Raw genomic sequence first — 11,145 nt, 5'->3', positions numbered from 1 at the left:
TTTAGCTCACCCCAATATAACGCCCTGGCTTATGGTTCAGGGCGATAATCAGGTTGAGGGTCAGGGCTCCCAGCACTGAGTAGCCCACGCGATCCAGCGGCAGTTGCGTAAGTGCAATCAGCAGGATGACGCCGTCGATAGCCAGTTGAACGTAGCCTGCACGCAGGCCGTGTTTATCCTGCAGATAGAGCGCGAGGATATTGATACCGCCCAGGCTGGTGCGGTGGCGAAACAGCATCAGCATGCCGATGCCCATCAGCGCGCCGCCCATCAAGGCGGCGTAGAGCGAAGGCACGTTAGCAAATTGCACCCAGCCTTGGGTGAGCTCGGAAAACAGTGACACCAAGCCGATGGCGGCGAAGGTACGCAGGGTAAAACTCCAGCCCATGCGCTTCACAGCCAAATAGTAAAACGGTAGGTTAATGGCAAAAAAGTACACCCCAAAGCCCCAGCCGGTAATGCTGCTGGTCATATAGCTCAACAGCAGCGCTAAGCCCGCCGTGCTGCCCGTCAATAGTACCGCATGGGTATAAAAGGTCACCCCCAGGGCAACAAAGAAGGTGCCCAGCAGCATCGCCATCAAATCTTCATAGGGGCGATGCGGATCCTGGGGAAAATCTTCCACGCGCATGGGGCGTCCTTACTTGATAGTTATTAGGCTTAAATGGCGCTGGCGTGCTCGACCATTAACTGCAGCGTCTCCCGGCCACGCCAGCGGTTGCGGTTAAGCTTGTAAGCACAGTGCAACGTATCGCCGACGTTAAACCCAGGCAGCTCCCCCGGCGTTAGGGCGCGAAACCAGATCGCTTTGCAGGTTACCGGGCCGGTGGAGAGCTCCAACATCAGGTGGGAACCTTCGGCGCCCACCGGGCGCAGCGCTTCAACGATAAAACGCCCCTCAAACAGCGGTGGGTCGAATTCACGTCCGTAGGGGCCAAGGGTTTCGATCTCCTGCAAGGTGGTCAGCGAAAGCTGCGCCGTAGAGAGTTCACCATCCGTCCAGAGTCGCGGATAGAGCGCTCGCCCCGCCAACTGCTCGCCTACTGCCTGCAGGAAGGCCGCTTTAAAGGCCTCAAGCTGATCCTTTGGAACGCCGACCCCGGCCGCGCCACTATGGCCGCCAAAGCGTGGCAACGCCTGGGGAGCGAGCTCGAAAGTACGCTGTAAGGCATCACGCAGGTGCAGCCCGTCAATGGAGCGGCCAGAACCGGTGAGCATCCCTGGCGCCGACGCCTGGGTAAGCACCAACGCTGGGCGTCCATAAGCCTGTACCAACCGCGAGGCGACAATGCCCTGTACGCCAGGGTGGCCATCTTCAAGCAGCACCACCACGGCGGGCTCATCGGCGTCCAGCGCCGCTGTGGCAAGAGTGCGCGCCTCGGCGGCCATATCGGCCTCAATGGCTTTGCGGGACTGGTTATCCTGATCCAGCACGTCGAGCTGGCGATTGGCGACGCCATCGTTCTCCGCGAGCATAAAGTGGAGCGCCGCGTAGGGGTCGTCCAGCCGCGAACGCGCGTTAATACGCGGCCCCATCTGAAATGCTAGCGTTTCAGCATTAAACGGCACGCTGTCAGCCCCCAGGCGGGTAGCCATCGCCCGCCAGCACGCCGCATCCATACGATTGATCAGTTTTAAACCTTGATTGACCACCGCGCGGTTAGCGGGGCTACCGCCCAGGGAGACACAATCGGCGACCGTGCCCAGCGCTACGTAAGAGAGCCAGGGCGACAGCTTGGGCGTCGACGCTGAAAGCGCCCCCCACTCAATCAGCACGCCGCGGGCGAGTGACATCAACAGCCACGCCACCATACAGCCGGCAATGGTTTTATCAGGATACTCACAGTCATCCCGGGTAGGGTTAACACAGGCGAATGCCGAGCTTGGTGGCCCCTCAATGGGCAGTGCGTGGTGGTCGCTGACCACCACGTCGATACCCGCGGTTTTTAAGCGCGCGATACGCGGTTCATCACTACTGCCACAATCAGCGGTGATGACCAGGGTAGGAAACGGCTTTTGCGCCAGGGTGCGCTCTACCAGTGGCAGGCTAATGCCGTAGCCGTCGTGAATACGGTGTCCAATCAGGCTGTGCAGCTTGCCTTCCGGTACCCCAAACAACTCTACCAGGGTGCGCCGAATCACCACGTGGGAGGTAATACCGTCCACATCGTAGTCGGTAAGAATACCGATCGCCTCACCCTCCGTGACCGCCTGAGCAATACGCTCAGCGGCCCGGCGACCGTCGGCAAGCTTCTCCGGGTGGGCCAGATAGCGCAGGCTGGGCGAGATTAAGGGTAGCAACTCACCACTGTAGCCCGGTAAGCGTGAGGCCAGCAAACGCGCCTGCAGTTCGCTTAACCCCTCCGCCTGAGCACGGGCATAGAGCGCCTCGTCTATCGGACGAGGCTCTAAACGCGGCCCAGCTGAGCGTGAGGAGCGCTCGCCCTGAGGTAAGTCGGTGACGGAGGTCATCGGCATTTCAACGAACGGGCCTTCAACGACGATTTTCCACGACAAACTGCTGCACCGCGGTAAGCTCAGCGGGCAGCACCGTGTAGCGCTCTTCCCGCTCAATCAGGTCTTCCATATGCGGCGGCAGCGGCACGCCCAGGAAGCCCGCTTTCACGACCGCTTCGGCAAACTTGGCCGGGTGCGCAGTGGCCAGGGTTATCATCGGCGTTGACTGATCCGCACGGGCGCGCTCGGCAGCGCGATAGCCGGTGGCGGTATGCGGGTCGAGCATTTCGCCGGTGCGCTTATGGGCATCGCGAATCACTTCCAGAATCGTCGCATCATCCACGCTGTAGCTGGAAAACTTCTCGCGCAGCTTGGCCAGTGGCGCATCGGCCAGCGCCGTGGGTTCCTGCTGGAAGCGCTCAAGCAGCGCCGCCACGGCTAAGCCATCGCGGTCGTAAGCGTCAAACAGCAGGCGCTCAAAGTTGGACGACACGACGATATCCATGGAGGGCGCCAGCGTTGCCGCCAGCTCTTTTTTGGAGAAGTCGTTGGCGGCCAGGGTGCGGTGCAGAATGTCGTTGGCGTTAGTGGCGATGATGAACTGTTTCACCGGCAACCCCATTTTATAGGCCATGTAGCCCGCAAAAACGTTGCCAAAATTAGCCGACGGCACACAGAAGCTCACTTCACGGTGCGGCGCACCCAGGGCAACGCCTGAGGCAATGTAGTAAACGATCTGCGCCATAATGCGCGCCCAGTTGATCGAGTTCACCGCAACCAAACGCGTACCGTTGAGGAACGACTGATCGGCAAAGCTGGCTTTGACCATCGCCTGGGCGTCGTCAAAATTGCCCTCAATGGCAATATTGAAGACGTTATTGGCCAACACCGAAGTCATTTGCCGACGCTGAACTTCCGAGACCCGGTTGTGCGGGTGCAGGATAAAGATGTCCAGGTTATCGCAGTGGCGGCAGCCTTCGATGGCCGCTGAGCCGGTATCGCCGGAGGTTGCGCCCATGATCACCGCGCGCTCGCCGCGCTTTTTCAGAAAGTGATCGAGCAAGCGGCCGAGCAGCTGTAACGCTACGTCTTTAAACGCCAGGGTCGGGCCGTGGAACTGCTCAAGCAGGAAGTGATTGGCATCCAGCTGTTTGAGCGGCAGCACGGCGTCGTGATTAAAGGTCGCGTAGGCCTCGGTCACGATGTTGCGGAAAGTCTCGTCGTCGATCTCACCGTTTACAAACGGCTTCATCACACGAAAGGCAATTTCCGCATAGGAGAGCCCGGCCATGTCGGCCAGCTCTTCCCGGGAGAACTCAGGCAGTGTTTCCGGCACATAGAGGCCACCGTCACTGGCCATACCGGTGAGCACCACTTCTTCAAAGGAGAGCGCGGGCGCCTGCCCACGCGTGCTGATATAGCGCATCTAGGCTTACTCCCCCTCGTCCAGGCTTTCCACGCGGATGCGTGTAACGGGGCCGGCAATATCGGCCATGGACTCAATTTCGCGGATCGCGGCGTTCATCTGCTTCTCTTTGGTGCGATGAGTTAACAGAATGATGGGCACCAGTTCGCCTTCGGTAGCCTCTTTCTGGATCAGCGCTTCGATAGAGATGCCCTGCTCGGCCAGAATAGTCGCCACCCGGGCCAGTACCCCGGGGCGATCCACCGCCAACAGACGCAGATAGTAGGCGGTGATGATATCTTCCATCGGCATGATGGGCAGTTGACTGACATCTTCGTCGATGCCGCTAAACGCGAGGTAGGGAACCCGGTAGTGGTGGTCGGTGGAGATATCCCGCGCCACGTCGAGTAAGTCGGCCACCACCGCTGAAGCAGTCGGCTCTGCGCCGGCGCCGGCGCCGTAGTAGAGCGTCGGCCCTACCGCGTCGCCCATTACCGCAATAGCATTTTTGACGCCATGAACATTGGCCAGCAGGCGCTCTTTAGGAATCAGCGTGGGGTGAACCCGCAGTTCCAGGCCTTGATCGGTACGCTTGGAGATACCCAGGTGCTTGATCACGTAGCCTAGATTGTCGGCTTGCTCGACATCTTCCGCAGTAATCCGCGAGATACCTTCGGTGAAGGCTTTCTCGAACTGCAGCGGCACGCCGTAGGCAATTGAGGCCAAAATCGTCAGCTTGTGCGCGGCATCGATACCTTCCACGTCAAAGGTGGGGTCAGATTCGGCGTAGCCTAGCGCCTGAGCTTCTGCGAGCACGTCTTCAAAGGCGCGACCTTCATCGCGCATATGGGTAAGAATATAGTTGCCGGTGCCGTTGATAATGCCCGCCACCCACTCGATACGGTTGGCACCCAGCCCTTCGCGCAGCGATTTAATGACGGGAATACCGCCGGCTACTGCGGCCTCAAACGCCACGATGACGCCTTTCTCGTGAGCGGCCTTGAAGATTTCGTTACCGTGAACCGCAATCAGCGCCTTGTTGGCGGTGACCACATGCTTGCCGTTTTCAATGGCGGTGAGCACCAGTTCACGGGCGATATCGTAACCGCCAATCAGCTCCACCAGGACATCTACATTGGGGTTGGTTGCAACCTCAAACACATCGGAAGTGGCATTGATGCCGGTAATATCGCAGTCAGGATGAATACTGCGGTGAGCAACCTGCTCAATCACAATAGGGCGGCCAGCACGACGCGCAATATCATCAGCGTTGCGAGTCAATACGTTAAAGGTGCCGCCACCGACAGTACCTAGACCACAAATACCTACTCTTACCGGTTTCAAAATACTTCCCCTTTTGTGTTATGCACCTGGCGGTGCTGGCCTTAATTACGGTTTTGAAGTCGATCTTAAAGACCGTGTCTCAGCGTTTTGCTTTATCTTTGAAGGTGACGTTATGCGTCATCCAAGCCTAACATGGCAGAGAGCCGCTCGGGGGGGACAAACCCCGGCACCATTTGCCCATTGGGCAAAATAATCGCCGGCGTGCCCTGTACGCCCAGCGCCTTACCCAGATCATACTGCCCCGCCACCGGATTGTCGCAGTCTGCAGCACTGGAAATCGCCTCACCCTCTTTGGCTTGGGTCATCGCTTCGCTGCGATTATCCGAGCACCATACCTGCTGCAGCGTGGTCGCCGCTTGGCTGCCCATGCCCGCACGGGGAAACGCCATATAGTGAACGGCAATACCGCGTTCGTTCAACTCCGGAATGGTGTCGTGTAACCGCGCGCAGTAGGGGCAAGTAGGGTCAGTAAACACCGTTATAGTGGCTTTCGGTTCTTCGGCACCACGGAAGATCACCAACTCACTGTCAGGCACGGCTGCCAGCGCATCGGCACGTTCTTGGTTCTGCTCTTGTTCGGTCAAATTGACCAACCCTTCATCGCCATTTTCGTATAGGTCACCGACCAGAAAGTGGCTACCGTCAGCGTTGGAGTAGAAGGCTTCGCCACTCTCCAGCTGCACATGATAGACGCCCTCCATGGGTGTCTCAGTGACCGTTTCAACCGGCATTTTCTGTCCATTAACACTCAGCGATTCAGTCAGTCGATCAGCCACCTCGTCCGCCAGGGCAGCGGAAGGTAACAGGCTGACGGTTAACAGGCACGTCAGCAGTGAGATAGGTGTTACTAGAGGAGGTACAACTAAACGGCGTTGACGCATCATCAATTCAGCCTCTTGGGTGATGTTCTGCATGTAGGCTTTCCAAGCGCGCCTGGGCTACATGGGTATAAATTTGGGTCGTCGACAGGTCGCTATGACCCAGCAGCAGCTGTACGACCCGCAAATTGGCCCCATGATTCAATAAATGGGTAGCAAATGCATGGCGAAGCGTATGTGGCGACAGTGGTCGAGTAATCCCGGCTGTTATTGCATGCACCTTAATCCGGTGCCAAAAGGTTTGTCGGGTCATAGCTTTATCGCCCCGCCCAGGAAATAGCGCTGGTCGGGTCGGGTCGCTCATTAGCGCCAGCCGTGCGCTCTGCATATAGTGCGCCAGCCAATCCGCTGCCTCTTCACCCATGGGCACCAGGCGGTCTTTGTCGCCTTTACCGCGCACCCGCACCACATTTTGGCTTAAATTAACTGCGTCGCCGGTAAGCCCCACCAGTTCAGAGACACGCAGACCACAGGCATAGAGTAACTCCAGCATGGCGCGGTCGCGGACGCCCAGCGCGGTATCGGTATCCGGCGCCATCAGCAGACGCTCTACCTCATCCTCTTCCAAGGTATTCGGCAAACCTGGTATGACGCGGGGTAACTTGATATCGGTGAGCGGATCGCTCTCCACCTGATTATTTAAACGCCCCCAGCGATAGAAGCTGCGCAGCGTCGACAGCAGCCGGGCATTGCTGCGCAGTTGATAGCCTTCCTCCCGGCGGCTGGCCAGCCATTCACTGAGGCGATCCGGCGGTGGCGCCAAGAGGGCTTCTCCGTGGCTCTCCAAGTGGTTTTGCCAGGCAGTTAAATCACGCCGATAGGCGGCTAACGTATGATCGCTGGCGCCCTGCTCAAGCCAGAGAGCATCTAAAAAGGCATCGATAACGCTCATACGCTAGCCACCTTCAGCCGCTTTTATTCAGCGACATAAACATGCATTTAGATAAAAAAACCCCGCCCCGCAAAGCGGTGACGGGGTCTTGGTATCCGGGCGCAACATCTGTTCGAAAACAGCGGGCGCCCGAGGAGCAGTGGCGTTTAAGCCAGCTTTTCCTTGATACGTGCAGAACGACCGCTGCGCTCGCGCAGGTAGTAAAGCTTGGCTTGACGCACGTCACCACGACGCTTGACTTCGATCGAGTCAACCAGCGGGCTGTAGGTCTGGAAGGTACGCTCAACGCCAACGCCGTGAGAAATCTTACGCACGGTGAAAGCGGAGTTCAGGCCACGGTTACGCTTACCAATGACCACACCTTCAAACGCCTGCAGACGCTCGCGAGTGCCTTCTTTTACTTTTACCTGAACGACAATGGTGTCGCCGGGGGCAAAGGCAGGAATTTCCTTGCCCATTTGCTCAGATTCGATCGCCTGGATCACTTTGCTTTTGCTGCTCATCATCATACTCCTGAATAACGTGTTGGCTTGACCGCTCTATCATGGGTGGCGGAAGCCGTGATCCCGGCGCTCGAAACGAGCTACGCGGGAGTCGTTATGGGTGACACAGGTGCGCTTTTTCGCCCTGCACCGCCGCTCTGGCCTAATGAGTGGACAGAGCGTGTTCCTCGATAAACTCGTTCAACAGCTTGCGCTGTTCGGCGTCTAACGGCCGCCCTTCCAATAAGTCCGGACGACGCTGCCATGTACGGCCTAATGACTGCTTTAATCGCCAGCGCTTGATGGCTGCATGATTACCGCTTAACAGCACATCCGGCACTTGTCGCCCGTCGATGACTTCTGGACGGGTATAGTGCGGGCAGTCTAACAGACCGTCATTAAACGAGTCTTCGATAGCGGAATCCTGATGACCCAGTACACCGGGAATCAGCCTTGCCGCTGCATCGATCAGCACCATCGCCGGCAGCTCACCGCCGCTCAGCACATAGTCACCAATCGACCACTCTTCATCGATGTCACTCTCCACCACGCGTTCATCAATGCCTTCATAGCGCCCTGCCACGACCACTAAAGGCCCGGCGGATGCCAGTGCTTGAACGCCCTGCTGATCCAGCTTACGCCCCTGGGGCGAAAGGTAGATCACCGTCGGCTTTAAGCCAGTGGCTTGCTGCGCCCGATCCCGGGCCGCAAAGATCGCTGCGCGCAGGGTGTCGACTTTCATCAACATGCCTGGACCACCACCGTAGGGGCGGTCATCGACGCTGCGGTGGCGGTCAGTGGCGTAATCCCGCGGATTCCAAAACTCCAGTGCAATACGCTGTTTCTCTACCGCTCTGCCGACCACGCCCTGTTGCGTTAACGCGTCAAACATCTCGGGAAACAACGACACGACACCGATCCACATCGCAGGCACTGCTGCTTCGCCCGCCGTTTCCGGCACGTTGCCACTATCCAGCTCTGGTGAGTCGGTAGCTGCATCACTGCTCAAACTGTTCATAAGTTCGGTCAAAACTCAGGATCCCAATCGACGACCATCCGGCCCTCTTGGGAACTGATTTCAACAATGACGTCATCTGGCAAAAAAGGCAGCAGGCGCTCGCGCTTGTCGATTGACTCAGAGTCGCCGCGAACCACCATGACATCGTTGGCGCCGGTTTCAAACAGGTAGCTGACCTGTCCTAGCCGTTCGCCAGCCTGAGTGAAGACCGCCATGCCTTCAAGCTCATGCCAATAATACTCATCGTCGGAAAGCTCAGGCAGCGCCTCTTTGGGCATCAGGATGTCCGTTTGGGCTAATGCTTCCGCCGCACTACGGTCATCGACCCCTTCAAGCTGCACTACAATTCCCTTGCCCTGCCGACGCCCCTGAACAATGCTTATGCGCTTTAGGGTTTCGCCTTGGCGCACCCACCATTCCGGGTACTCAAGAATGCTGTCCATTGGGCTAGTGTAGGAGTACACCTTGAGCCAACCTTTCACCCCATAAGGGCTAGTCAGCTTGCCTAGCACCACATGTGTGTCGTCAGTTTGGCTACTTTCAAAACGCGTCATCGACGACCTCAGCTACCCAGCACTCACTCTCTTTCTCACGCAACAAGTCTCAAACAACAAGACCCAAAGGCAGGCTTAGGCCTGTTTGCGTGCTTCTTTAACCAGCTCAGCAACACGACCAGACAGCTGGGCGCCTTGGCTCTGCCAGTGAACAACGCGGTCTAGGTCAACGCGCAGACGCTCTTCTTGACCACGGGCAACCGGGTTGAAGAAGCCGATACGCTCGATGAAACGACCGTCGCGAGCGTTACGCGAGTCGGTAACGGTCAGGTGGTAAAAGGGACGCTTCTTGGCGCCACCACGGGCCAAACGAATGGTAACCATACGATAACTATCCTTCGGTTGAGGTTACGAGAGTGCGTTGTTAGCGCTAACCGCTATCGGAACACTCGTCGTGCTATAGGCTATATAAAGGCCTTCATTGAGTGGCGCTGCTACCGCGATTGACGCGCTTTTACGCAACACCCACGCATGAAGAGGCCGCATTCTACGCAAATGCGCTCGGCTTGGAAAGCCTGATAGCCAGAAAACTCATAGACCGTCAACCTTAGCCAGCGCATCAGCGCTTTCACTATTGGTATTTTAGCGCCGCGGCAATCCACCAGGGCCACCCATACCGCCGGGACCGCCCATCCCCCCAGGACCGCCCGGGCCACCGCCGCCGCCCATCATGCCGGACATACCGCGCATCATTTTCTGCATGCCGCCTTTCTGCCCTGCTTTCTTCATCATCTTCTGCATCTGCTTATGCTGCTTGAGCAGACGGTTCAGGTCAGGCACTTGTAGGCCGGCGCCAGCAGCAATGCGGCGTTTGCGCGAACCATTAATGATGTCGGGCTTGCGGCGCTCTTTAGGGGTCATGGAGTTAATCAGCGCCTCCAGCTTACCCAGCTCTTTCTCAGGGCCGGGGCCTTGGGCCATCTCGGCCATCTGCCCCATCCCCGGCAACTTGCCCATCAGACCGCCCATACCGCCCATTTTTTTGAGCTGCTGGAGCTGGTCGCGAAAATCTTCCAGGTCAAATCCGTCACCCTTCTTGACCTTTTTAGCCAACTTCTCGGCTTTGGACTTATCGACGGTGCGTTCGGCTTCCTCGATCAGCGACAGCATGTCGCCCATCCCCAGGATTCGCGAGGCAACACGGTCTGGGTGGAACGGCTCGAGGGCATCGACTTTTTCACCGACGCCCATAAATTTGATCGGCTTGCCGGTAATGTGGCGTACTGATAGCGCCGCACCGCCGCGGGCATCACCGTCCGCTTTGGTCAGGATCACACCGGTTAGCGGCAGCGCTTCGCTGAACGCCTTGGCGGTATTGGCGGCATCCTGGCCGGTCATGGCATCGACGACAAACAGCGTTTCCTGAGGCGAGACCGCTTTATGCAGCGCCTGGATCTCCGCCATCATGGCTTCGTCAATCGCCAGACGACCGGCGGTATCAATCAACACCACATCGTGAAACTGGATCTTGGCGTGCTTGATGGCCGCTTCGGCAATCGCCACCGGCTGCTGGTCAGAGCGCGAAGGAAAAAAGTCCACTTCGACTTCTTTAGCCAGGGTTTCGAGCTGGTCGATGGCTGCCGGACGATAAACGTCGGCGGACACTACCAAGACTTTCTTCTTCTCGCGCTCGCGTAGGTAGCGGGCCAGCTTGGCCACCGAGGTGGTTTTACCCGCACCCTGTAAGCCGGCCATCAATACAACGGCAGGGGAGCCTTTAAGCACAAAGCCGTCGTTGGCTTCGCCCATGATCGCTTCCAGCTCTTGCTGGACGATTTTGACGAACTGCTGGCCTGGTGACAGGCTTTTGGATACTTCCTGGCCTACCGCCCGCTCGCGTACACGCTCGATAAACGCCTTGATGACCGGGAGTGCTACGTCGGCCTCAAGCAGTGCGCGGCGTACTTCGCGCAGGGTATCTTTAATGTTGTCGTCGGTCAGGCGAGCCTGACCCTTAATCGACTTCAACGTCTGGGAAAGACGCTCACTTAGATTCTGGAACATGGGGCCTCTCTGCCTCCGTCACTGCCGTCGGCGCGCACGCCCTGGACTAATTAGTAAAAAGATTATACGCGCTCACGCTTTGAGTCTCCATGGGAGAGGATTAGCAATCCC

11 protein-coding genes are annotated in these 11,145 nt (G+C 57.9%); all 11 read right to left on the bottom strand.

Annotated elements, in window-relative coordinates; translation table 11 throughout:
* Position 1 precedes the first annotated feature (1 nt).
* The 11 genes from ACFIOZ_RS02355 to ffh all read right to left on the bottom strand — a co-directional run bounded on the left by ACFIOZ_RS02355 (position 2) and on the right by ffh (position 11,034).
* Positions 2-631 carry a YitT family protein gene (locus ACFIOZ_RS02355; protein ID WP_308320704.1) on the bottom strand — a complete coding sequence of 210 codons (630 nt, stop codon included), beginning with the start codon at positions 629-631 and terminating at the stop codon, positions 2-4.
* A gap of 29 nt (positions 632-660) precedes the next feature.
* On the bottom strand, positions 661-2,472 hold the full coding sequence (locus tag ACFIOZ_RS02350) for a single-stranded-DNA-specific exonuclease RecJ (RefSeq protein ID WP_386083979.1): 1,812 nt from the start codon (positions 2,470-2,472) through the stop codon (positions 661-663).
* A gap of 22 nt (positions 2,473-2,494) precedes the next feature.
* Positions 2,495-3,883: a threonine synthase gene (thrC, locus tag ACFIOZ_RS02345; RefSeq protein ID WP_386081992.1), complete on the bottom strand. Its 1,389-nt coding sequence runs from the start codon at positions 3,881-3,883 to the stop codon at positions 2,495-2,497.
* A gap of 6 nt (positions 3,884-3,889) precedes the next feature.
* Complete coding sequence (locus tag ACFIOZ_RS02340; RefSeq protein WP_386081990.1) at positions 3,890-5,206, bottom strand: homoserine dehydrogenase; 1,317 nt, start codon at positions 5,204-5,206, stop codon at positions 3,890-3,892.
* Between the two features lie 110 nt (positions 5,207-5,316).
* Positions 5,317-6,120: a DsbC family protein gene (locus tag ACFIOZ_RS02335; RefSeq protein ID WP_386081989.1), complete on the bottom strand. Its 804-nt coding sequence runs from the start codon at positions 6,118-6,120 to the stop codon at positions 5,317-5,319.
* Entirely contained in the window at positions 6,095-6,976 is an 882-nt protein-coding gene (gene xerD, locus ACFIOZ_RS02330; protein WP_386081986.1) for a site-specific tyrosine recombinase XerD, read from the bottom strand. Before xerD ends, ACFIOZ_RS02335 begins: the two co-directional genes overlap by 26 nt.
* Positions 6,977-7,122: 146 nt before the next feature.
* Complete coding sequence (rplS, locus tag ACFIOZ_RS02325; RefSeq protein ID WP_008958726.1) at positions 7,123-7,479, bottom strand: 50S ribosomal protein L19; 357 nt, start codon at positions 7,477-7,479, stop codon at positions 7,123-7,125.
* Between the two features lie 142 nt (positions 7,480-7,621).
* Positions 7,622-8,383, bottom strand: a complete 762-nt coding sequence (trmD, locus tag ACFIOZ_RS02320; protein WP_386083977.1) for a tRNA (guanosine(37)-N1)-methyltransferase TrmD — start codon at positions 8,381-8,383, stop codon at positions 7,622-7,624.
* 101 nt (positions 8,384-8,484) lie between these two features.
* Entirely contained in the window at positions 8,485-9,030 is a 546-nt protein-coding gene (gene rimM, locus ACFIOZ_RS02315; protein WP_386081984.1) for a ribosome maturation factor RimM, read from the bottom strand.
* Between the two features lie 75 nt (positions 9,031-9,105).
* Entirely contained in the window at positions 9,106-9,354 is a 249-nt protein-coding gene (gene rpsP / locus ACFIOZ_RS02310; protein WP_007111767.1) for a 30S ribosomal protein S16, read from the bottom strand.
* A gap of 258 nt (positions 9,355-9,612) precedes the next feature.
* On the bottom strand, positions 9,613-11,034 hold the full coding sequence (gene ffh, locus ACFIOZ_RS02305; protein ID WP_386081982.1) for a signal recognition particle protein: 1,422 nt from the start codon (positions 11,032-11,034) through the stop codon (positions 9,613-9,615).
* Positions 11,035-11,145 lie beyond the last annotated feature (111 nt).

Source organism: Vreelandella sp. F11 (genome assembly GCF_042466685.1).
Classification (GTDB): domain Bacteria; phylum Pseudomonadota; class Gammaproteobacteria; order Pseudomonadales; family Halomonadaceae; genus Vreelandella.
Note: the sequence above shows the minus strand (reverse complement) of the source record. Positions and strands in the feature narration are given on the sequence as shown.

What these genes read in the sequence shown, in the direction of transcription:
- rimM (WP_386081984.1), bottom strand. Translation starts at nt 9,030, where the DNA reads ATGACGCGTTTTGAAAGTAGCCAAACTGACGACACACATGTGGTGCTA.
- thrC (WP_386081992.1), bottom strand. Translation starts at nt 3,883, where the DNA reads ATGCGCTATATCAGCACGCGTGGGCAGGCGCCCGCGCTCTCCTTTGAA.
- ffh (WP_386081982.1), bottom strand. Translation starts at nt 11,034, where the DNA reads ATGTTCCAGAATCTAAGTGAGCGTCTTTCCCAGACGTTGAAGTCGATT.
- ACFIOZ_RS02350 (WP_386083979.1), bottom strand. Translation starts at nt 2,472, where the DNA reads ATGACCTCCGTCACCGACTTACCTCAGGGCGAGCGCTCCTCACGCTCA.
- ACFIOZ_RS02335 (WP_386081989.1), bottom strand. Translation starts at nt 6,120, where the DNA reads ATGCAGAACATCACCCAAGAGGCTGAATTGATGATGCGTCAACGCCGT.
- ACFIOZ_RS02355 (WP_308320704.1), bottom strand. Translation starts at nt 631, where the DNA reads ATGCGCGTGGAAGATTTTCCCCAGGATCCGCATCGCCCCTATGAAGAT.
- rpsP (WP_007111767.1), bottom strand. Translation starts at nt 9,354, where the DNA reads ATGGTTACCATTCGTTTGGCCCGTGGTGGCGCCAAGAAGCGTCCCTTT.
- xerD (WP_386081986.1), bottom strand. Translation starts at nt 6,976, where the DNA reads ATGAGCGTTATCGATGCCTTTTTAGATGCTCTCTGGCTTGAGCAGGGC.
- trmD (WP_386083977.1), bottom strand. Translation starts at nt 8,383, where the DNA reads ATGTGGATCGGTGTCGTGTCGTTGTTTCCCGAGATGTTTGACGCGTTA.
- rplS (WP_008958726.1), bottom strand. Translation starts at nt 7,479, where the DNA reads ATGAGCAGCAAAAGCAAAGTGATCCAGGCGATCGAATCTGAGCAAATG.